Genomic DNA, 22026 nt, shown 5'->3' on the forward strand with positions numbered 1-22026 from the left:
AAATAAAAAAAAGAACACATCTAAGTCATAAAAAAAGATAATTCAATAAAAAATCAATTCATTTTAAACCAAATTTTACATTTAAGCCAACAAATACTTATTGCCAGAATAGTATTCAGATTGCAGTTTACCTATTATTTAGACAAGTGTTTTTAATAACTAGATTGCATAAAAAAACTCGCCATTGCTGACGAGTTTTAATTTTATATAAATTGAATATTTTTTAGATAATCAACATGGCATCTCCGTAAGAGTAAAATTTATATCCTTCTTTGATTGCTTCTTCGTAGGCCCTTTTCATTAAATCATGTCCGCAAAAAGCTGAAACCATCATTAACAAAGTAGATTTTGGCGTATGAAAATTAGTAATCATACAAGTTGGAATACTGAAATCGTGAGGAGGAAAAACGAATTTATTTGTCCATCCATCATAAGGATTTAGTGTGTTTTGTGAAGAAACCGAACTTTCTACAGCGCGCATAGAAGTAGTTCCTACAGTACAGATTCTTTTCTTAGCAGCCTTTGCAGCATTTACAATATCGCAAGCTTCTTGAGTGATTTTTAACTCTTCGGAATCCATTTTATGCTTAGACAAATCCTCAACCTCAACAGGGTTAAAAGTCCCTAAACCAACGTGAAGCGTAACTTCGGCAAACTTAACTCCTTTGATTTCCAATCTCTTCAATAAATGCTTAGAAAAGTGCAAACCAGCAGTTGGTGCCGCTACTGCTCCTTCTTCTTTGGCGTAAATTGTTTGGTAGCGCTCAGCATCTTCCGGAGTCACTTCACGGTTAATATATTTTGGGATAGGAGTTTCTCCTAGTTCAGTCAATTTATTTCTGAATTCTTCATAAGAACCATCATATAGAAAACGTAAGGTTCTACCACGAGAAGTAGTATTATCAATTACCTCTGCCACTAATGAATCGTCATCGCCAAAGTATAATTTATTTCCAATTCTGATTTTACGGGCTGGATCTACCAATACATCCCAAAGTCTTTGTTCTGCATTTAGTTCTCTCAATAAAAATACTTCAATTCTAGCACCAGTTTTTTCTTTATTTCCGTACAAACGGGCTGGAAAAACTTTGGTATTGTTTAAGATTAAAACATCACCATCATCAAAATAATCGATAACATCTTTGAACATTTTATGCGTTATCGTTTGATTCTTACGATCTACAATCATCAAACGAGACTCATCTCTATTTTCGGCTGGGTATTCTGCAAGAAGTTCTTTTGGTAAATTGAATTGAAAGTGTGATAATTTCATTTGCTGTTTGTTTAAAAGTTTAAAATTTCAAGTTTCAAGTTGTTTAAACTGAACTTAAAAATCTTTCGGATGCAAATATACGATTGTGGGATAGGCGTTGTCAAGTGTTTAGGTGTTTATTTTTACCTCACTCCAACCCTACCCAAAAAAGAAAGAGCTTTAACTCAACAAAAGTCTATGTAAATGACCATTTTTGAACAACTAAAAAGTCTAATTTTTTTAAATCATCCCAAAAATCAGGATATGATTTTGACACAACATCTGCATCATTTATAACAATTGGCACTTTTAATGCCAATGGAGCAAATGCCATCGCCATTCTATGGTCGTTATAGGTATCAATTCTTATTTCTTCCTTAATCTCTTTTGTGGCAACCAATGTCAAACTATCATTGGTTACTGAAATGTTTGCACCTAGTTTGGTCAATTCTATTCGAAGTGCTTCTAGCCTGTCAGTTTCTTTAATTTTTAAGGTATGCAAACCTGTTAAGTGACATCCAATTCCTAATCCTAAACAAGTAACCACAATAGTTTGTGCTATATCTGGAGTATTATTCAAGTCGAAAATGATGTCTTTATAATCAAAATCTTCTTGTTTTGTTAATGTAATTTTATCTCCTTCAAACTGTGAAGAAACTCCCATTTGCTTATAGATTCCAACCAAAGCCGAATCACCCTGCAAACTGGTTTCTTTGTAACTCGTTAAAGAAATTGAAGCTGTTTTCGCCAAAGCTGCTAAACTAAAAAAGTAGGAAGCCGAACTCCAGTCGGATTCTACTGTCATTACTTTGGTTTCCACTTCTTTCTTAGGTTTTACTGTTATTACGTTCCCAACAAAACTCGTTTCAATGTCCAAATCATTTAGCAAAGCTAAAGTCATTTTGATATATGGAACAGAAGTAATTTCGCCAACTAAAGTCAGCTCAATTCCATTCTCTAATTTTGGCGCTACTAAAAGCAATGCCGATATATACTGACTGCTCACATTAGCAGGAATACTGACTTTGTGAGCTGTTATTTTTTGTCCCTTGATTCGAATAGGAGGATAACCTTCTTCTTTTTCATAAGTGATTTTTGCCCCTAATTGCACCAAAGCTTCCACCAAAACTTTAATTGGGCGTTCTGTCATTCTTTGAGATCCAGTCAACACAACTTCACGTCCTTCATTAACTGCAAAATAAGCGGTTAAGAAACGCATTGCTGTTCCTGCATGATGAATATCTACAATTTCATCATTCCCTTTTAGTGCTTTTTGCATTACCTCGCTGTCATCTGAATTAGAAGTGTTCGCTAAAGTAATATTAGGAAACAAGGCTTTTAGCAGCAAAAGTCGGTTTGTTTCACTTTTGGAACCTGTAATTGCAATTTGGTCTTGTAAATCGAGTTGGGAAGTCTGTACTAGTAAATTCATTTTTGGATAAGTTGAAAAGGTATGTTTGGCAAATTTATTTTAAAAAAAGGATGTACCAAAGCTTTGCCCTCACTTATAACATTATTTTAGTTTATCGTTGTTTTTGTGGCGGTCTTTATCTCTTACTGATTTCAAATCCATCTTCTTATCAAAAGCTGCCTGCAGATCGATTCCTGTCTGATTAGCCAAACACAGCACTACAAAAACAACATCGGCCAATTCTTCGCCAAGGTCTTTATTTTTATCACTTTCTTTTTCGGATTGTTCTCCGTAACGGCGGGCAATGATTCGGGCTACTTCGCCTACTTCTTCTGTAAGCTGAGCCATATTAGTCAGTTCATTAAAGTAACGGACTCCGTGTTCTTTAATCCAAGTATCTACGTCTTGTTGGGCATTTTTTAGGTTCATAGCTTTATTTTTACGGCAAATATACAAAGGCACAAAGTCATACTATATTCTTTTGAGGACTATTTTTTCATTTTGCTTGTCAATTATTTTTTGATAAAAATCTTTAATTGATTGGTAAAAATCACTCGAAACAATTGCAAAATTTATCTCTTTGGTTATACCAATCTGGATTTTATTATTTTGAGAAACTGCATTAAATGAAAAGGTTAATTCTTCCCCTTCTGTTGCAATTTTTATCGATTTTGGAAGCGACTCTATAGTATAACCGTCGGGAATTTCATAACTAATATTATACCTTTCTAATTTTGGATAACCAAAACAAATTGGCATTTCTCTTTTTTCCTGAACAAAAGGATTATGAGATTCTGTAAAAAACAGCATTGGATTGATATATATTTTATCCTCAATGCTGTCATAAAGATTATTTGCTGTAAAAGTAAAAGACTGTACAACTGGATTAGCAAGATTAGTCTTTTTATTATCAATGGTATATCCTTGAATTCTAATTCCGTTTAAATCATTTTCTGTTTTTTCAAGATAGCCATCCGTATCCATTTCTGCATACTTTTCTCTAAAATTGTATGCTTCATAATCCGTTAATTGTGATCTATACTTTCCCTCCATGCTACCCGATTTATCCAATTTCACCATCAGAGTATAAAATTTACCTGAACTCTTTGCCGGCACTAACTCCACTTCTTGAGAAATTCCTTCTTGCTTAATAAGCCGTCCTTTCCAGTTTAAAACATTCAGCGGCAAAATATTTTGTGCTGTGTATTTATGAGTGGCATCTAATAAAATTTGCTTTCCATCGATAACTACAGCAACTATAACATAATTAAAACCTGTTCTATTAGGAAAAAAAGGCTTCCCATGTTCTTTTGTACTAACTAATACAGTACTTGCATCCAATCCTGCCAGTTTTAGCATTGAGATGAGTATAAAATTTATTTCGGCTACATTTCCAGTTCTATTAATGTATGCCTGTTTTACGCCTTTATCTGTATAATACCCATTATCATTGTTCCAATGCATTCTGTCTTGAACAAATTTAAAAACTGCAGCTAGTTTTTCTTCCTTAGAATCTATCCCTTTCAAAATTGATCTAGTGTCTTCAAGGAGATAAGTATGCTCTTCCAGCTCTTTCCCAAATTCTTTTTCCGCATAAATAGTTTTGGCTACGCCATCCCAATCTTTCGAATAATTTTTTTCTTTTTCATCTGGAAAATTTGTTTTTTCAAGTTCATGATGCAATGACGATTGATAGTTTTGGATATTATCAACAAAACTTTCCTCTTTTAATGCTGGAATATTTTCTGCACTGTACTTGCTTTTTAATTGATTGAAACTCAAATTAACTGACTGATTATGCTCATCATCAAACGAAAAACTTCCACGCGCAACTTTTGAATCTGCTTTGAGCTCAACATAACCAATCTGAATAGGTTTGTAAGTAAAAAAAAAGGGGATATTTGTGTTATATTCAGCTGAATTTACTGGAATTTTATCTTGAAAATAAAAAACAGGAAACTTAACAATGTTTTCCGTTCTTAAAACATATTTAAACTCGATAACCGATCCCTCTTTTACATTTGGCAATGTTATGGAGGCTTCATTCCAATATTCATTTACATTTTTCTTAAAACTTCCTTCGCTGTTGAGTTTAGTTTTAACAATCGAGCCATTCACTAGATTATAAGTTGCTGCGCTGGAAAACGCAACAGTGTCATCATTATAATTTTCATATCCTACGTAATAAGGTACCATAAAATTAGCCCAATCATACCCCTCTTTCTTATAAATTTTAATTCGCATAGAAACCTCAGTAATTGCTGCAAATCCTCTGCTTCTAGTGTACTCAAAACTGGTTTTTCCGTTCTTGAATAATATTGCCGCAACAGCACTGGAATCTTTGGGATGCTGTTTTTCCTTTAACTCTGCAATTGATACTTTTCCTAATTCAAAATTTTGAGCATTTATCTTTACAAATGAAAACAAAATAAACAAACTCAAAAGAATTTTATTTTTTTCCATTCTTTTACACTTTTTTCAAGACAATTTTTTCAGTTTCTTTAGCAATCACTCCTTGGTAATAATCCTTTATCATGGAATAATACTCGGACGACACAATTGGAGTATTTATTTGATGCGTAATAGTGAACTGTATTTTATTTCCAGATGAGTTTACAATAAATTTGAACCCTCCAATATTGTCTTCCATAGTTAACTGAGCCGATTTTGGCAGTGTTTCTACCATATAGCCCTGAGGAATATCAATATTAATATTGTATTTCTCTATAAAAGGAAAACCATAATCAATAGGATATTCTCTGGTTTCCTGTTTGAAAGGGCTGTGTTCTTTCGTAAAAAACAATAATGGATTTATATATATTTTTTCTCCTATAACATCACAGAGATTCGTTCCGGTAAAAGAACAGGTTTCCATAATGGGTAATTTCACATCCTTCTCATTAGTTCTGGAATAATCAGCAATTTCAATTTTTTGATTCTCATTTTCTAATTTTTCCAGATAGTCTTCTTCTTTTGTATTGGCAATCTCCGATCTAAAAATCATCGCTTTATGATCTGTTCTTTGACGTCTTACCTTACCAGTTATTTTACCAGCAGCATCAACTGTATACATCATGGTTATATTATCATTTGAAGCCATTTTAGGCATTAAATCGACTTCTTCAGACGACCCATCTTTTCTAATTAATCTTCCTATCCAGTTTAAGTCTCTAAATGGCAATACATTTGGAGTAGAATATTTGTTTGTAGCATCCAATAGTATTAAACCTGTTGAAGTTTCGACTGCAGCAATCACATAATTGAAAGCTGTTCTACTAGGAAAAAGTGAAATTCCATTGGATCGGGTACTTACTAAAACAGGATTTGCCTTTAAGCCCGAAAAACGCAACATTGCGGTGAGCATTAAATTAATTTCGGCTACATTTCCTGTTTTGTCTTTATAAGCACTTTTAACTCCTTTGTCACAAGAATAACCGTAATCTTCGTTCCATTTTACAATAGATTTTACATAATTAAAAACCGATGCAATAATTTCATCTTGAGAAGTTACAYCAGCAATAATGGCTTTCAAATCGTTTTCAAAATAACCTGTTTTATTTAACTCTGAATTAAAGCCATCATACTCATAAATGGTTTTGGTTACAGAATTCCAGTCTGTCGAATAGGGTTCAATTGGGCTGTTTGGATATTGTGTCATCGACAATTCCTGGGCTAAACTCATAGCATAATTATCAATATTATTTACAAACGCTTCCTCTTTTATGGCTGGCATATTATTTATAGTGTAGGTAGTTTTTGTTTCTTTATAATCAATTTTATCCTGTGAAAAAGAAGTTCTCGTCGTTGATCCCATTGCCCCTCCAATTCTTTCCTTACTATTGATAGTAAATGATTGCATTGAATTTTCAACAACTGTTTTTGGGCTAATAAAACCTTTGAGTTTAGTATTATAAACAAAGTATTCAGGCACATAGGTTTTATATTCTACATAATTTATAGGAATATTTGTCTGAAAATCAAATTCTCTTAGCATTCCAATATTATTGGTGCGAATAGTATATTTAAATTCCAATACTGAACCTTCTTTTACACTAGGTAAAGCTATTTTCTTTCTGCTCCAGTATGTATTAATATTTTCTACAAACTCACCCTCTGGTTTCAATTTTGTTTTTTCAATTTTCCCATCCACCAAATTATAAGTTATAGCATCAGAAAAAGTCACTCTTTCTTTAATCTTACCACTTCCAACATAATATCTAACTTGTTGATTTGCAAAATCATAACCCTGTTTTTTATAAATCTTAATTCGCATAGTAACTTCCGTAATCACTATAAACCCTTCATTTTGATTAAACTCAAAACGGCTTTCCCCTTTTTTGAACAAAATTGCTGCTACTGCGGCTAAATCTTTTGGATGTGCCTTTTGTTCTAATTCGGCGATGGAGACTTTTCCTAATTTAAATTCTTGAGCATCCACATTGGAACAAAATAGAACTATAAAAAACAGAAAGGTTAAAAGTTTGATTTTCATTTGGCAATTAGCTTTTGGTTAAAATTATTTTGGCATTGTCATTTCTAGAAATCTGTTCCATAAAAAGCCTAAATTCATCGTACTCTTTATTGGTATACAATCCTTTTTTCAAAAAGAATTTTCTCTTGTAAATGATAGTAGCATTATCTTTTTTTATAATCTCAGTTTTATATTCCCCAAATTTCCCGTTAATCTCGACATTAGCTGGAAGAAATTCGATTGAAAAACTGGCTGGCAAAGCAATTTCAATTTCATCAATATCTACTGAACCTCTTTGAATTTCTAACGGATTCTTTCTGTTTCTAATTCGTTTTATACTTTGCTTTAACGGATTAAAAGCATTTAGAGCAAACATCATTTTATTTGCAGACATGTTTCCATAATTGACAGCCGAAATCTCTGCGTTTTCAGTAAAACTTATTTTATCGCTGTCATTTTTAAAAGTGATTTTTTTAATTTTTAAGTTATTAATCGTACTCCAATAATCTTTATAAAAAGTTTCCACTTCAGTTGGTGAAAGTTTATCATTATGAAATTTTTGATTGTACTGAGAACCCTCTGAAACAATTCCTATTTTACCCGAGAAATCACCATTCTCGGCAATAGAATAACTACCTCTGCTCGTTTGAAAATTACCTGTATCTTCATAAATTTTTGTTCTTACGATTTCTCCGCCTTCTGGTTTTACAACTAAAACATTTCGATCATCGGTAAACGTTCCTTGATACCCAAAAGGATCTACTTGACTTGTACATTCCAAAAAAACATACGAATCTTTATTAGGCACAGCCAAAATCATGTGATTCCCCTGCATGGAAACAAAATCAGTCTCAATATCACGTTTTCTTGTATTGCCGTATAAAATAGTATTATAAGAAGGTACATCCACTGCTTTGAGAAGCGCTTTGGTATAATTGCTCAAAGCTTTACAATCTCCATAACCCAATCGGTCTACATCACCGGCCAACATTGGTTTCCAACCGCCAATACCAATGCTTATGTTAACGTATCTTGATTTTTCCTGTACATATTTATAAATAATCTGAGCTTTCTTGATAGGATCGGTTTCGGCCCCGACCAAAGCTTTAATTTTTGCTTTAGTTTCTTCTGGTAAATCAGTTGTTCCTGCCAGAATTTTTTCGCTGTACCATTTTCCAAATTCAGTCCAGCTCTTAGCATTTCCATCAACCCCTTCCAGATGAAACAGTTCTAATCCCATCATCACTCTTGGAAAAAGATGACTCACAGACGGACTGGCCGTTTCTTCCTTTTGCGCCATTATTTTTGCTGCCTCAAAAGAAATACCAGTGGCCGTTTCCTGTGTTTTCTTTACATTAAAATTGGAGAAATTAAATTCTTTATATTTAAATCCAAGGTTGGAAGGATAACTTACATTGAGAATACTTTTTTCTATACTTACGGCATAATCATTCAACGGCAGCCATTGTGGAATAAAAGCCGTATTTGAAGTCTGTATTTCACTTTCAAAAACGATTGTAAATGGATACTGAGTTGGAGTAAAATCTAAATAAATATATCGATTCTCTGAAAAAAGTGTACTGCCACTTACAGCACTTACATCTCTAAAATCACCTCTCTTCACCTTTTTAATTTCCTTACCAAAAGAATCATAAACCGTTGCTAGTATATTCTTGACAGGACTAGACTTGTCATAATTCTCATAAGCTTCTACAGCTTCCATCCCATGTTCATTAAGAACTGTTACCACCCTTTTCGTTTTGATATTCATGCTGCGCTGAGAGGCAATTAAAATATCAGTTTGGTTTAAACGAACAATAGCATTGGCATTTTCTTTGAGGCTATCGGAAATACTTAGGGCGCTGTAATCAGATTTTTGAGAAAAAAGCAGGGTTGTAGTAAATAACAAAAAAATAGTTATCGCTGAAAAAAATCTGTAGGTCATAAAAAAATATTTGCGAAATATAAGAAAATTAAGTTTCTTTTAAACGAAATTTTCTTATTTATTTTACATAAAAATTTTAGCTTAAATTATAAAAAGGCAGAGTTTAGACTACAAAAAAGGCTGTCCAAAATGAACAGCCTCCTCCTTTTAACTCTAGCTTTTTTTTATAACGAACGGATAATTCCTTCTTCTAAACCTCTTAATTCTGCTAAGCCTCTAAGTCTTCCAATTGCTGAATATCCAGGATTATTCTGTTTCCCTAAATCATCTAACATTTGGTGTCCGTGATCGGGACGGAATGGAATTGAAATTTTGTATTTTTTCTGAATCAGTAATAATTCTTTCATCACAGCATACATATCCGTATTTCCATCTAAATGATCKGCTTCAAAAAAGTTTCCTTCTTCATCGCTGCGAACATTTCTTAAATGAATAAAATGAATTTTATCATCTAATTTTTTAACCATTTCGGGTAAATCATTTGCTTTTGAAGCACCTAAAGAACCAGTGCAAAAGCAAATTCCATTTGATTTATACGGCGCATTAGACAAGATATAATCATAATCTTCTATTGAGTTAACAATTCTTGGCAAACCTAAAATATCAAATGGAGGATCATCAGGATGAATGGCTAACTGCACTCCAGATTCATCGGCAACAGGACAGATTTCATTTAAAAAATAACTCAAATTACTTCTTAAAGCATCTCTGTCAATATTATCATAGGCCTTCAATGCATTGCGCATATCTTCTACCGTCATCTTCTTTTCTCCGGGAATTCCAAACATTACCACACCTGCCAAATCTTGTAATTGTTTTTCGCTAAAAGTTAAAAACCGTTCTTTGGCTTTGGCAACGATATCTTCAGGAAAGCTTTTTTCGGCATTTTCTCTTTTTAAAATATAAATATCGAAAATTGCCAAATCGATCCAATTAAAATACAGGGCTTCGGATCCATCAGGCATTTTGTAATCCAATTGCGTTCTAGTCCAATCGTTTACCGGCATAAAATTATAGGTGATTACCGGAATACCGCAAGCCGCTACATTACGTATACTTTCTTTGTACTTATCAATATATTCCTGAAAATTTCCTGTTCTGGTCTTAATGGATTCATGCACTGTGATACTCTCTACCACATCCCATGTTAAACCAGACTCTTCGATTTCTGCTTTTCTTTTATTGATTTCTGCTATTGTCCAAACTTCACCATGAGGCACATGATGCAATGCTGATACAATTCCCGTCGCACCTGCTTGTTTGATATAGGATAAACTTACGGGATCATTTGGCCCAAACCATCTCCACGTTTGTTTCATTTTATACATAATTCCTTTCTTTAAAAATTATTAAACTCCGCTAAAAATTGTAAAACCTCCATCTAAAGTAACTTTTGATCCAGTCGCAAATTTAGATGCATCACTTAACAGCCAAACCAATCCTCCAACTAATTCATCTGGACTGCCAAAGCGGCCGTAAGGCGTATTTTGAATTACCAAATTTCCTCTTTCTGTTAAACTGCCGTCTGCATTGGTCAATAACGTTCTGTTTTGTTCTGTTAAGAAAAACCCTGGCGCAATAGAATTCATACGGATTTTATCGCCATAACGTTTAGCAAGTTCTACAGCAAACCATTTGGTATAAGAATCAATGGCAGATTTTGCTAAGCTATATCCTAAAACCTTGGTCATTGCCGCAACTGTAGATACCGAAGAAATATTCACGATACTTCCTCTGCCAACAGTATCTTTCATTGCTTCTCCAAAAATTTGAGTTGGTAAAAGCGTTCCAAACAAATTTAGATTTATTACCTGCTGTAAAGCATCCATATTTAATTTAAAAACATCCTGATCGGGCTGCACAACTGCATCAGGCATGTTTCCGCCGGCAGCATTAACCAAACCATCAATCTTTCCATATTTAGAAAGAATTAAATCGCGAGCAGCAATTAAATCTGCTTCTTTGGTAACATCAGCAATTAAAGCAATTGCTTTTCCGCCTTTATCAGTAATAGCTTTTACACGTTCATTAGCTACTTTTTCATTTCTGCCTAAAATGCCGACAGCTGCTCCAGCCTCAGCAATTCCATCCACAAAAGCTCCTCCTAAAATTCCTGTAGCTCCTGTAACAACAATAACTTTATCGTTTAATAAAAAATCTGTTTTCAATTTTGGTTATTTTTAATTAGTATTTTAATTCCAGCCTCGAAAGATACGGATTTTATTAGGAAAGGAAATTGTTTCAGATAAAAAAGTGTGCGCACACAGCTACAGTCTTAAAATCTCAATTGAATCGATAAAACGGCTCTATCATTGGGATAACAAAAAACACAAAATATGATAACTAAAATTCAAAAAATCTGAAGTAAAATAGTGGTTATTCCATTAAAAAAACGGTCAGTCCTCTTGCTCCGTGAGCCCCTAAAACTAAAGATTGTTCAATATCGGCAGTTTTTGAAGGTCCGGCGATAAATGTTCCAAAACCATATTCCTGATTCCCAATACGGTCATAAGCCTGGTGCATTTTGGCAACAAGATCCTTTTTGTTAACTATAATTGCCAAATATTGCGGAATAAAAGTCGAAACCCGTTGTCCCATAATCTCATCGGTAACCCAAAGCGCACTGTTTTCGGCTACGCCAAAATGTGCTTTAACCAAAATAAGTTCGGCATCCTGTAAAGAATGAGGATCATCACTAGTCCAATCCAGATTGGCTATTTCAGAAAGTTCTGAAAGGGTAGTTAATATGCGCTTGTTGGTGTCGAAATTTTCTTTAACAAAATCAACGATTTCAGCATAACTCGATACTTCTGCAAAATCGCCTCCAATACTTTTTAAAATCGTTTTATATTGTTCTAAAACATCTAAATTAGATTCTTTTAAAGGTTCTAAATTAGGAAGCTCATTCAGCTCTTTTGGCTGATTTTGTTTTATTTTTTGTAAAATAGATTCTTTACTGCTCATCGTTTTTTCCTTTAGTTGCTTTACCATTTTTCTTATACCATTCTCTAAAAGATTCTTCTGGAACTTCAGGCATTTCACGTTGGTCGTACCATTTATTCAATTTATTATTTACCAAACCAGGCAAATTCTTCATTGTAAAACGGCCCGCTTTTCCGGCAATCTCAAACACTGTTGGATTGGCTAAAACAGTAGCCATTGTTTTCATCGCTATTGTTTTGGCTTTTGGAGTATAGCCTTCTTTTACCAAAACCTGTCTCCATTTGTATAACTGATCATGTATGTCAATTTTTACAGGACAGACATTCGTGCAGGAACCGCATAAAGTGCTGGCAAAAGGTAAATCGGCATTTTTTTTCATATCCAGATTAGGAGCCAAAATCGAACCAATTGGCCCTGCAACCGCATTGTGATAACTATGTCCGCCGCTTCGTCTGTACACTGGGCAAGTATTCATGCAGGCACCGCAGCGAATACATTTTAATGAATTTCTAAAATCTTCTCTTCCTAACTGCTCACTTCTTCCATTGTCGACTATGACAATATGAATCTCTTTTCCTTCACTTGGTTTTTTAAAATGGCTGGAAAAAGTAGTTATCGGCTGTCCGGTGGCGCTTCTTGCTAATAATCTCAAGAAAACACCTAAATGTTTGCGTTGCGGAATTAATTTTTCAAATCCCATACACGCAATATGAACATCAGCTAAATGTGCACCCATATCAGCATTTCCTTCATTAGTACACACCACAAATTCCCCAGTTTCGGCAACTGCAAAATTTACTCCTGTCAAGGCAGCTTTGCGCGTCAAAAAAACATCTCTTAAATGCTGGCGGGCTGATTCGGTTAAATACTGCGGGTCAATATTTCCTTTTTCTGTTCCAAGGTGTTCATGAAAAGTTTCACTTACATCTTCTTTTTTAAGGTGAATCGCCGGTAAAACAATATGACTTGGCGGTTCGTTACGAAGCTGTACGATACGTTCTCCCAAATCAGAATCTATAACATCAATGCCCCGATTCATCAAATAATCATTCAAATGGCATTCTTCAGTAAGCATCGATTTTGATTTCACCATTTGTTTAATGTTATGTTTTTCTAATATCGAATGAACAATAACATTGTGTTCCTCTGCATTCGTTGCCCAGTGAACGATAATTCCATTTTTTTGAGCATTGGTTTCAAATTCCACCAAATAATCATGGATATTTGAAAGCACATTGAGTTTTATCTGCGATGCTGTTTCTCTAAGCAATTCCCATTCAGGAATCTGATGTGCAGACCTATCTCTTTTTTCACGAACAAACCAAAGTGTTTCATCGTGCCAATTGACGCGCTCTTCATTTTTATTAAAAAGAGCTGCAGCTTCACTATGCGGAATCGTTTTATTTGAACTCATTTTGCCTTTTTTATTCTTTATCAGAAAAATTCAATACGTTTTCGGTAATGTATTTTTTATCGGTAATAGTTTCTGCTTTTACATTTTTTAGAAATATATTCTCTACAGGCAATTCTTTCTGCCCCAGTATTCTGGCAATGAATTTTACATCTTTTACCTTATAATTATCTAAATACACATTGTTGATTGGTGTAAGTTTACGTTCAACAGTTGGAACTAAATCACGCCATTGGTACAAAACATCGGTTTCAATACCTAATACTCCTTCGGCAATTTTCCCTGAAATGATATTTTGAGTATAAATATTTTTCACATAACCGCCTCTCCGTTCATTAGTTTTAATGAATAACAGATGGTTCAATTTTGCTCCATCGACTACAGTGCAGTTATCCATAAAAACATTTTCAATTCCGCCAGACAATTCACTTCCCAAGGCCAATAATTGATGGCCATTTTTCACCGTCACATTGCGAATAACAATATTTTTTGAAGGGGTGCCCAAATCCCAAGCCCCTCGACCACATCCCGATTTAATTGCAATGGCGTCATCTCCCTGGTCAAAAACACAATTTTCAATCAATACATTTTGTGACATTTCAGGATCAATACCATCATTGTTATGCCCATGAGCATACACCATAAGATTTCGAATTACCACATTCTTAGACAAAAAAGGATGAATTGTCCAAAAAGGACTATTTGTAACCTTTACACCTTCCATTAGCACATTTTCGCAACGATTAAATTGAATAAAATGGGGACGCAGATTAGCAGTGTCATTAACCATTTGTCGTTCTTCGACAGGTTTACTATATGAAGCTAAATAATACAAACGCTTTAAACTTTCCATGTGAGCTTTAGGTCTAGCAAACCATTTTGTCCAAAGATCCATTTTTGCTTTTAATTCTCCCTCACCGGTAATTGCAATCTTTTTGCAGTTGTAAGCATACACTAACGGCGAATAATTATAACATTCATAGCCTTCCCAAGTAGAACGAACGGCAGGCAGATAATCATTAGGATCATCTGAAAATAAAAGGACGGCACCTTTTTCTAAGTGCAGATTGACATTGCTTTTGAAGTGAATTTTACCTGTAATCCATTCGCCTTTTGGGATTACTACAATACCGCCTCCCATTTTATTAGCCTTATCAATGGCATTAGCTATAGCTTGTGAATTTTTATTTTTATCCCCTTGTACCGCACCAAAATCGGTAATGATTAACTTTTTGCAATTCTTAAAATTTGGGATGTAAATCTCAGGCATTTCAAATGGTGCTTTCACTTTTATACCAGTTAAAGTAACTGTATCTTTTTCAGCATTAAATGAAAAAAAACAAAAGGCACAAACTATGAATAAAATTGAGATTATCTTTTTCATCGTGTTTAGCCTTTCAAAGTGTTTAAAATTTCTGCGATATGGATAGTTTTAATTGGGCTTTTCTGTCTTCGCAAAATCCCTTCCAAATGCATTAGACAGGACATATCTGCACCGGTAATATAATCAACGTGGTGGTTTTCGTGATCTTTTATACGGTCTTGCCCCATTTTTGCAGAAATGGCTTCTTCTGTAACGCAAAATGTGCCTCCAAAACCGCAGCACTCATCTTTTCGGGACAAGGATACTAGATCTATCCCTTTTATTTTGGTTAATAACTGTCCTGGTTTTGAGAAAAATGGAGCATTTAATTCACTCATTTGCGAAAGCTTCAATCCCCGCTGCCCATGACAGCTTTGATGCATCCCTACTTTAAACGGGAAATTACCTTCAATACTTTCAATTTTTAAAATATCAGTAATAAATTCGGTTAACTCGTAAACAGTTGCCCTAAGTTTTGCAGCCTGTTCTTTGTTTGTATCACTGTGCAAATGCTCTTTTACGTGCATTACACAACTTCCCGAAGGACAAACGATATAATCAAAACCGGTAAAATTAGCAATAAAGTTGGCATCGCATCCCTCGGTTAAATGTTGATAACCGCTATTAGCCATCGGCTGTCCGCAACAAGTCTGCTTCATTGGAAAATCAACATCACATCCTAATTTTTGCAGTAACTCAAGTGTTGCAATACCAATTTTTGGATAAAACTGGTCTACATAACAGGGAATAAAAAGTCCAACTTTCATATGGAAATACTATTTTTTAAGAATACCGCATCACGATATTTCTTAAGATTCATCTCATAGAGATTAATAATTTGACTGGCCCCAATACTAAAATAATAAAGGAACCAATTTTTTCATCCTGTAATTTTCTTTAAGAAATTGGGATGTAATTTGTTTGTCAGAAATAACCATTGCTGCTCCCAAGGCTGACCCTAATGGCGAGTGCGTAGATAAAACCTTAAATGAACTGAAATGATGTGACATCAATTTCATAAAGACATCATTATCTGTAAATCCGCCATCAATAAATATCTTTTTAATTTTACTGTTTCCAATAGCTTTATTGATAGTATCCACCTGCAGTTCCATTAATTCAATCATTAACTGATGATAAGCCTCTTCAAAAGTATCGAATAAATTCAATTCTGTTTTTTGTGGCAGGCGCTGCAAAGATATGCCTTCAAATTTAAAATAAACAGCTGGTTTTTCAATTAAATTCAAATAAATATTTTGGTCAAATTTTACCTCGCGGTGATAGCCGTATTCTTTTTTATAGTATTCACAAAGTTTCTCAACCTGCAAACGGTATTCATTACCCATAAAAAAACGGGAAGCCTTAACTCTTTTGCCGTCAATGCGCAGGTAATTCAAACAATTATTTGAAATATCTTCTTTATTTAAATTTTCTGAATTAAAAGGATTTAGAGCAATACTCCAAGTGCCTGTTGAAAGTAAAAGAAATGGTTTCTTTTTGCTCAAAATATAAGGCAACAAGGCAGATGAACTGTCATGGATTCCTACTCCGATTTTTATCTTCTTATCTCTGTATATTGTATTGATACTGGCAGAAGTAGGAACAATTGGAGGCAATATTTTATCAATATCCTCATCATGTACCCATTTATGATAATCTTCCTGCTCATAATTCCATAAATTAGTATGGCAACCGATACTAGTATATTCACTTACCGGAATACCTGTAAATAAGTAGGAAAGATATTGTGGCAGGTGCAGACTATGTTTTATTTGAGCAAATACTTCGGGTTTCGTTTTCTTAATCCAATAAAGCTGCAAACCCGAATTCAGCATCCCTGATTGCGGAGAAGCCGTTTCGGCTCCTATTGTAAGAGGATCTCCATGCTGTTTATAATATTCATCCAAGATTTCCTGAGGAATTTCTTTTATATAATTATAAAGCGGCGTTAGCGGTTTGCCTTTGTAATCCAGATGGACTAAGCTTGCTCCATACGACGAAAAATTTAAGGTTCTTACATCATACTCAGAGGCCTCTAAAATTGAATCAAAAGTATTTTTTATCCAATGTCTTAATGCTTCTAAATCTTCGGTTTCGAAACCATCTTCATCTTTAGTAAGCGGAAGATTTACATAATCACGATATACCTCATTATAATCATCGTCAAAAAGAAAAAACTTTTTATTGGTTTTCCCAATATCAAATACTGCATTTACCTTAATCATAACTTATAAGCCTGTAGCCATTGTTTTAAGTCCTCTTTCTCCAATAAGTTCTTTTCTTACATTCAAATTACGGTATAATGCAACAGGATTTATTGCTGCACCATTACGCAAACGAGCTTCGGCAACTAAGGCACGAACATCGGTACGAAACGCATTCTGTAAAATTTCCTGAGCTTTTACCACATCATTTTCTGCCTGTGCAGTTTCCAAAGCTTTTCTGTCTACAGAAAGTGCTTGTGCATAAGCAATCATAATCGCTTCAACAGACTGCAGTAAATCTTCCAATGGATCTTTTATGTTATGCGAAGCATCAATCATCCAGCCTAAATCTTTGGCGTGATTCATTCCTCTGGCATCCATACCTTCTACCAATTCGTTAAAAATCAAGAATAATTGGTATGGTTTCAAAGCTCCAGCCGTTAAATCATCATCTCCATATTTTGAATCATTGAAGTGGAATCCGCCCAATTTATCTTCCATTAGCAATAAAGAGACAATTTGCTCAATATTTGCATTTGGCAAATGGTGTCCTAAGTCAACTAGGGTTTTTGCTTTGTCTCCTAATTTTTTTACATACGAATACGATTGTCCCCAATCGGCAACAGTAGTAGAATAAAAATTAGGTTCAGCACATTTGTATTCTAAAAACAGCTTCCAGTTTGACGGAAGTGCCACATAAATTTCCTGTAAACTTTCTAAAGTGTTTTCGTAAGCTCTTCTGAAATTTAACTGGCCAGGAAAATTTGATCCATCAGCCAGCCAAACGGTCAATGACTCAGACCCTAACTCAATTCCCTGCTTAATCACTTCGATATTATGATCTACCGCTTGTTTACGGACAGCTTTATTTACATTTTGCAATGAGCCGTATCTGTATGAATGCTCCGAATTCGCCTGATCCTGAAAAGTATTAGAATTAACAGCATCAAACAATAAATTATGCTGTGCTGCTAAACCTTTTATAGCTTTATGATCTTGCGGAATATCCCACGGAATATGCAGTGAGATAGCTCCCGAAGCATTATTAAGTGCGTGCAGCAAACCTACATCTTCTATTTTTTCTTCTAATGAGCGCGGTTCTCCCCCTCCGGCAAAACGGCCAAAACGAGTGCCTCCTGTTCCTAATGCCCAAGATGGAATTGCAATTTGAAAATCAATTAATTTTTGGATAATTGCCTCGCTATTTGCTATCTCAGAAACGGTAAAAATTAATTTATTGGAATGACTTTTTAATAAATCGTCATTATGTGAAGCTATTTTGTGTGATTCTATTAACATAATCTTTTTGTATTATTAATGTTTGCAATTTACGTGATTTTAAAGTAAACTAACGTTTGAAACCACCAAACGTTAGCTACTTCTGGTTAAACCAATAAACCAACCAAATCAATATTATCTATAAAAGCCCATCGCTACACCGCCATCAACATTTAAGGCATTTCCAGTTGATTTATTCAACAAGCCGCCAACAAATGCAAAACAAGCATTAGCAATATCATCAGGCAATATAATTTCGTTTAATAAAGTGCGTTTAGCATAATATGCGGGCAATTCTGCAACCGTAATACCATACGCTTTCGCACGGCCTTCTGCCCATCCTCCTGACCAAATATTTGAATCAGAGATTACCGCATCAGGATTTACCGTATTTACGCGGATTTTATCTGCTCCTAATTCTGCAGACATCAAGCGGGTTAAATGCGCTTGAGCCGCTTTGGCCGAACCATAACCAGGATTATTTGGTCCTGCAACTACTGCATTTTTAGATACAATATTTACAATATCACCGCCAAAACCTTGTTTGCGCATTACTTCTATTCCAGCTTTTGAAACAATAAATTGTCCTTTAACTAAAATATCATACAATCTGTCCCATTCTTCAAGTGAATGTTCTGCAATAGATTTTGAAATACTGATACCTGCATTATTTATCACAATATCTACACCTCCAAAAGCCAAGGCAGATGCATCATACGCTTTTTCAGCACTAGCTTCGCTAGTTACATTTAAAACTGTGCTTCCTACAGCGTCTTTTCCAAACAATTTGACAAATTCTGCTTTAGCACCTGCTAAACGTTCTTCATCAATATCATTAAGAATAACACATGCACCTTCTTCTGCGAATTTTTTAGCGATAGCTTTACCAATTCCACCGCCTGAACCAGTAACAAGCGCTACTCTTCCAGACAATGCTTTTGGTTTTGGCATACGCTGTAATTTAGCTTCTTCCAACAGCCAATATTCAATATCAAAAGCTTCCTGGCGCGGCAATGAAGTATATTCTGAAACAGCTTCAGCACCTTTCATCACATTTACGGCATTGACATAATATTCTGATGCCAAACGAGCCATTGTTTTATCTTTTGCAAAAGTGAACATTCCTACTCCTGGGTATAAAATTACCACTGGATTTGGGTCACGCATTGCTGGTGAATTCGATTTTTTGCAAGTATCGTAGTAAGCTGCATACATTTTTCTGTAAGCCTCAAATGCAGGAGTCAATTTTGCTTTGATTGCATTCAAATCAGTTAAATCTTCATTTGGATCTAATTCTAAAACCAAAGGACTGATTTTTGTTCTCAAGAAATGATCGGGACAAGAAGTACCTAGAGGAGCCAATTTCTCTAAATCATTAGAATTAATGAACTCTAAAACTCTGGCATCATCTGTATAATGACCGATCATTTTTCTTTCGGATGAACAAAAACCTCTTAAAATCGGAGCAACTTTTGATGCTTGCAGCTGACGCGCTTCCGGATTTAAGCTCTCTATTTTTTGCCCACCAAAAACTGGGCGTTTTTTTCCATAATTGCTCTCCAAATACTCGGCACATTTTTCGATTACCTCAAGCGTATTTACATAACTTTCATAAGATGTATCTCCCCAAGTAAACAAACCGTGAGAGCCTAACATAATACCGCGCAATTTTTTACCTTTTTGCGAAGCTTCTTCCAGACACGCTCTCAATTGGAGTCCCAAATCAAAACCAGGACGCTGCCATCCTACCCAACCAATTTCTCCATTGAATAATTCTTCTGTAATTTGTTTTCCATCCTTTGCAGCAGCAATTGCAATAGCTGCATCCGGATGCAAGTGGTCAATGTGTTTAAATGGCAGGAATCCGTGCAAAGGCGTATCGATTGAAGGCGCTTTTGAAGCCAAATCAAAAATACAGTGATTGAATAATTCTACCATTTCATCTTCAAATTCAATGCCTCTGTATACATTTTCAAGATTACGAAGTCTTTCTAAATATAAGGCTGCACAACCTGATTTTGTTAATGTTCCGATGTCTCCGCCCGAACCTTTAATCCACATCACCTCCGAAGATTCACCCGTCAAAGGATCTTTATCCGTAATTTTAACTGAGGTATTTCCCCCTCCATAATTTGTTAATCTTAAATCAGCTCCTAATATGTTAGAGCGATAAATAAAAAGCGCTACTTCATCCCCAGCTAATTCTTGTGCTTTAGCTTCATCCCAAAGATAACTTACGTGCTTAAAAGTCATATTTTCAGTATTTATATTTGACATTATATATGTTATTTATGTATTTATTATATGTATTGTTATAATGAATTGCCGATTCCTACTAAAACAATTGACAGCATAATCAATCCGATTCCCACTAGAAAAGTGCTGAATGTTTTTTGGGAAACCCCAGACCATTCTTTTAAATAAAATCCCCAAAAGTTAGCTGTTAAAATAATTGTTGCCATATGCAAAATCCAAGAACTGGCGCCATTGCCTAATTTGCTTTCACCCATACCATAAAAGAAAAATTGTAAAAACCACATAGTTCCTGCCAAAGCTGAAAACATAATATTCTTTCTTATTGGTGTTGCCTTATTGGTGTAATCCCCAAAAGTTTTATTTTTGAAATTAAGATATATGCACCAAATAAAATTGGTAGTCAATCCACCCCAAAGCACAACTATATAAGTTACATTATTTTGGAATAAAGGATTACAGCCGCTAACCACAGCTGCTTCTGCCAAAGGTTTCCCCACTTCTATTCCAAAATTGAAAAAAGAACTCAATATCCCAGAAATCACCGCAATAATCAAACCTTTTACTAAGCTAAAATCCCTGTCTTTATCTTCATGTCCTACCGCAAAATCTTTCTCTTTAAGCATTCCTGCTTTTCCAGAAATCGCAATTCCAATCAAACAAACCAAAACACCCAGTAAAACCAATTTTCCACCAGAACTGTTACACATATCTGTAAAAGAAATTTTCCCTTCGGATGGATAAAAATTATAATATATAGATGGGACTAATGCTCCAAAAGCAGAACAAAAACCCAACACTATTGAATTTCCCAATGACATTCCTAAGTAACGCACGCCAAGACCATAAGTAAGCCCTCCTATACCCCAAATCAATCCCATCGAAAAAGCAAGCGCTTTTATAGAAGGTGAAGCCACACTAATAATTTCAGTAAAATTAGGAATGGTCAAATAGGCTGCAATCGGCGGAACGATTAACCAGGAAAAAAAACCCCCTATCAGCCAATAGCTTTCCCATGCCCAGCCCTTAACTTTTTTGAAAGGCATATAAAAACTGCCTGATGAAAATCCTCCGATAGAGTGAAAAAGAATTCCGAGTATTGATTCCATTGATTTAAAATGTTTCTTGGTTAATTGGTTATGATTTAGGATTGTAAAATAATAGAATACCTAAAAGATAACTATCCTGTACTATCCTTTAAACGAATGATTTTTTATTATCATCGGATAAGTTTTTAATTTTTAGAAAAGTATCGCGCTATTTTAAAGCCCTCATTCAAAATAAAATACTGCCCAAAAAAAAACGCTTCAGCATGAATAATGATATTTTAACCTTATTTTATTTTACTTTAAAATTTTAAGTGTTAATTTTAAATAATCATTAAAATTTTATAGGTAATTATTACGAATTACTAGTTTTAAGATATATATTTGTGCAATCGATTACATGTTTGATTTTGTTTAGATATTACAATACTTCTAATACATTTATTGCG

General features: G+C 34.6%; 16 protein-coding genes. All 16 read right to left on the reverse strand.

Annotated features, from left to right (window positions below):
• Window positions 1–223: 223 nt before the first annotated feature.
• Window positions 224–1273 carry a tRNA preQ1(34) S-adenosylmethionine ribosyltransferase-isomerase QueA gene (queA, locus tag AC1DVP_RS06685; RefSeq protein WP_477182724.1) on the reverse strand — a complete coding sequence of 350 codons (1050 nt, stop codon included), beginning with the start codon at window positions 1271–1273 and terminating at the stop codon, window positions 224–226.
• Between the two features lie 175 nt (window positions 1274–1448).
• On the reverse strand, window positions 1449–2684 hold the full coding sequence (gene aroA / locus AC1DVP_RS06690) for a 3-phosphoshikimate 1-carboxyvinyltransferase (RefSeq protein WP_477182725.1): 1236 nt from the start codon (window positions 2682–2684) through the stop codon (window positions 1449–1451).
• An 81-nt stretch (window positions 2685–2765) separates the two neighbouring features.
• Window positions 2766–3092 carry a nucleotide pyrophosphohydrolase gene (locus AC1DVP_RS06695; protein ID WP_077373631.1) on the reverse strand — a complete coding sequence of 109 codons (327 nt, stop codon included), beginning with the start codon at window positions 3090–3092 and terminating at the stop codon, window positions 2766–2768.
• Window positions 3093–3134: 42 nt separating this feature from the next.
• Entirely contained in the window at window positions 3135–5126 is a 1992-nt protein-coding gene (locus AC1DVP_RS06700; RefSeq protein ID WP_477182726.1) for a DUF3857 domain-containing protein, read from the reverse strand.
• A gap of 4 nt (window positions 5127–5130) precedes the next feature.
• Window positions 5131–7155 carry a transglutaminase gene (locus tag AC1DVP_RS06705; protein WP_477182727.1) on the reverse strand — a complete coding sequence of 675 codons (2025 nt, stop codon included), beginning with the start codon at window positions 7153–7155 and terminating at the stop codon, window positions 5131–5133.
• A gap of 7 nt (window positions 7156–7162) precedes the next feature.
• Window positions 7163–9079, reverse strand: coding sequence for a DUF3857 domain-containing protein (locus AC1DVP_RS06710; protein WP_477182728.1), 1917 nt, complete (start codon window positions 9077–9079; stop codon window positions 7163–7165).
• 164 nt (window positions 9080–9243) lie between these two features.
• Complete coding sequence (gene uxuA / locus AC1DVP_RS06715) at window positions 9244–10398, reverse strand: mannonate dehydratase (protein ID WP_477182903.1); 1155 nt, start codon at window positions 10396–10398, stop codon at window positions 9244–9246.
• Window positions 10399–10428: 30 nt separating this feature from the next.
• Complete coding sequence (locus AC1DVP_RS06720; RefSeq protein ID WP_477182729.1) at window positions 10429–11247, reverse strand: SDR family oxidoreductase; 819 nt, start codon at window positions 11245–11247, stop codon at window positions 10429–10431.
• Window positions 11248–11455: 208 nt separating this feature from the next.
• A complete protein-coding gene (locus tag AC1DVP_RS06725; RefSeq protein WP_477182730.1) occupies window positions 11456–12043 on the reverse strand; it encodes a LutC/YkgG family protein in 588 nt (195 codons plus the stop codon).
• On the reverse strand, window positions 12033–13436 hold the full coding sequence (locus AC1DVP_RS06730) for a lactate utilization protein B (protein WP_477182731.1): 1404 nt from the start codon (window positions 13434–13436) through the stop codon (window positions 12033–12035). Before AC1DVP_RS06730 ends, AC1DVP_RS06725 begins: the two co-directional genes overlap by 11 nt.
• Before the next feature lie 10 nt (window positions 13437–13446).
• Window positions 13447–14817, reverse strand: coding sequence for a glycoside hydrolase family 28 protein (locus AC1DVP_RS06735; protein ID WP_477182732.1), 1371 nt, complete (start codon window positions 14815–14817; stop codon window positions 13447–13449).
• Between the two features lie 5 nt (window positions 14818–14822).
• On the reverse strand, window positions 14823–15563 hold the full coding sequence (locus tag AC1DVP_RS06740; protein ID WP_477182733.1) for a (Fe-S)-binding protein: 741 nt from the start codon (window positions 15561–15563) through the stop codon (window positions 14823–14825).
• Window positions 15564–15650: 87 nt separating this feature from the next.
• Window positions 15651–17021, reverse strand: coding sequence for an FGGY-family carbohydrate kinase (locus tag AC1DVP_RS06745; protein ID WP_477182734.1), 1371 nt, complete (start codon window positions 17019–17021; stop codon window positions 15651–15653).
• 3 nt (window positions 17022–17024) lie between these two features.
• A complete protein-coding gene (locus AC1DVP_RS06750; protein ID WP_477182735.1) occupies window positions 17025–18299 on the reverse strand; it encodes a sugar isomerase in 1275 nt (424 codons plus the stop codon).
• Window positions 18300–18413: 114 nt separating this feature from the next.
• Complete coding sequence (locus AC1DVP_RS06755; protein ID WP_477182736.1) at window positions 18414–20555, reverse strand: bifunctional aldolase/short-chain dehydrogenase; 2142 nt, start codon at window positions 20553–20555, stop codon at window positions 18414–18416.
• A 35-nt stretch (window positions 20556–20590) separates the two neighbouring features.
• The gene (gene rhaT, locus AC1DVP_RS06760; RefSeq protein WP_477182737.1) at window positions 20591–21640 is read right to left on the reverse strand and encodes an L-rhamnose/proton symporter RhaT; all 1050 of its coding nucleotides are present in this window, start codon (window positions 21638–21640) and stop codon (window positions 20591–20593) included.
• Window positions 21641–22026: the final 386 nt, after the last annotated feature.

The sequence above is a fragment of the Flavobacterium sp. P3_A6 genome (genome assembly GCF_056403035.1).

Coding starts and splice junctions, on each gene's coding strand:
- AC1DVP_RS06725 (WP_477182730.1), bottom strand. CDS start 12,043: ATGAGCAGTAAAGAATCTATTTTACAAAAAATAAAACAAAATCAGCCA.
- rhaT (WP_477182737.1), bottom strand. CDS start 21,640: ATGGAATCAATACTCGGAATTCTTTTTCACTCTATCGGAGGATTTTCA.
- AC1DVP_RS06755 (WP_477182736.1), bottom strand. CDS start 20,555: ATGTCAAATATAAATACTGAAAATATGACTTTTAAGCACGTAAGTTAT.
- queA (WP_477182724.1), bottom strand. CDS start 1,273: ATGAAATTATCACACTTTCAATTCAATTTACCAAAAGAACTTCTTGCA.
- aroA (WP_477182725.1), bottom strand. CDS start 2,684: ATGAATTTACTAGTACAGACTTCCCAACTCGATTTACAAGACCAAATT.
- AC1DVP_RS06695 (WP_077373631.1), bottom strand. CDS start 3,092: ATGAACCTAAAAAATGCCCAACAAGACGTAGATACTTGGATTAAAGAA.
- AC1DVP_RS06735 (WP_477182732.1), bottom strand. CDS start 14,817: ATGAAAAAGATAATCTCAATTTTATTCATAGTTTGTGCCTTTTGTTTT.
- AC1DVP_RS06710 (WP_477182728.1), bottom strand. CDS start 9,079: ATGACCTACAGATTTTTTTCAGCGATAACTATTTTTTTGTTATTTACT.
- AC1DVP_RS06730 (WP_477182731.1), bottom strand. CDS start 13,436: ATGAGTTCAAATAAAACGATTCCGCATAGTGAAGCTGCAGCTCTTTTT.
- AC1DVP_RS06740 (WP_477182733.1), bottom strand. CDS start 15,563: ATGAAAGTTGGACTTTTTATTCCCTGTTATGTAGACCAGTTTTATCCA.
- AC1DVP_RS06745 (WP_477182734.1), bottom strand. CDS start 17,021: ATGATTAAGGTAAATGCAGTATTTGATATTGGGAAAACCAATAAAAAG.
- AC1DVP_RS06750 (WP_477182735.1), bottom strand. CDS start 18,299: ATGTTAATAGAATCACACAAAATAGCTTCACATAATGACGATTTATTA.
- AC1DVP_RS06700 (WP_477182726.1), bottom strand. CDS start 5,126: ATGGAAAAAAATAAAATTCTTTTGAGTTTGTTTATTTTGTTTTCATTT.